The sequence below is a fragment of the Alteromonas sp. McT4-15 genome, from assembly GCF_020515205.1.
GTDB lineage: Bacteria > Pseudomonadota > Gammaproteobacteria > Enterobacterales > Alteromonadaceae > Alteromonas.
In genome coordinates this window covers 1-1247 of the sequence record NZ_JAJALG010000103.1, presented here as the reverse complement: position 1 = coordinate 1247, position 1247 = coordinate 1, and the positions used below count along the sequence as shown (strand labels likewise).

1 protein-coding gene is annotated in these 1247 nt (G+C 45.5%); it reads left to right on the top strand.

The annotated features are described in order from the left end of the window. Positions 1-101: 101 nt before the first annotated feature. On the top strand, positions 102-1247 hold a 1146-nt coding region (locus LHL20_RS20950), incomplete at its 3' end, for a DUF4158 domain-containing protein (protein WP_226434695.1).

Sequence of the window (1247 nt, the reverse complement as noted above, 5' to 3'; positions counted from 1 at the left end):
CTCTGTAGACCACACCAATAAATGGCTGCGGAGGTGGGTTACTACTTATAAGTGTGGCAAATTAGGTAAATATCGTACATTTAATACGGAACAGCCCTGATATGGCCATCAAAAACGAAATTACTATTCTCACGAGAGCAGAACAGGCAAATCTTTATTCCCCACCCATTTTTTCAATCGAAGAACAACGTCTGTACTTTTCTCTGAACGATGCGGAATTGGCAGTTTTTCGGTCAATTCGTCTCAGAGCTCATAGATGTTACTTTGTCGCGATTTTGGGATACTTCAAATCAAAGCCCGTCATCCTAGATATCGCTTACTCGCAGGTTTCTAAGGATTTAATGTTCATCAGTAAAGAGCTGCTTGGCGGCAAGGGGCTCAGACCATTCACTCCCTCACAAAAACAAAAAGATCGACTCTACGCAAAAGTATTAGACCTTGCTGGTTATCACAAATGGGACGAAAGTCAGCACTTCAATTCTCTTTTCGACCACCTTGTTCAGGTGGGCAATGCCTGGCTGGAGCCGCGTTACCTCTTTGATACTGCTATTGAATTCCTAACCAGTCACAGCATTGCTATCCCTAGGTACACCGTACTCCAGAGACTGATAAGCAGAGCGATGCAGCAGGTCAGAAAAGACCTGGCGCACCAACTTAATCAACTCACCAGTCCTGAACTTCACGTCTTTCTGGACAGCATAACAGCCATTGATGACGGACTAAGCCTGAACCAGCTCAGAGGCGGTGCAAAAAGTCTGACCGTACCTGAACTTAAAAAAGAGCTTGCCCTTTATCATCAGTTAGCGCCATGGCGCACGCAAATCAATGGCGTTATCGATGGGCTTAATCTGTCTCTTAAAAATCGACAACACTTCGGTGAGCTCATCAACTATTACGGTAGTAAACTCAAACGATTCAAACGCGCACAGCAGCATCTATGGTTGCTATGTCACCTGACAGAGCGGATACAACTGGCACTGGAACGGTTAACTGATGGGTTCATTTACCATATCCGCAAGCAACAAGAAGCTGCCAACACCTTTGCACAACAAGCAGTGTTCCTGTCCTGGCAGTCAGCCGCGGACAATGTCACGAAAGCGGCAGAGTTACTGCATCTGTTTGTGGATGAGAACATTGATGATAATCAACCCTTCTCAGTAGTCAGACAACAGGCATTGAAGGTCATGAATGACAGGGATATCCAGACCCTCTGCCTTTACCTGAAAAAACAGAAACGGACCGTGGAA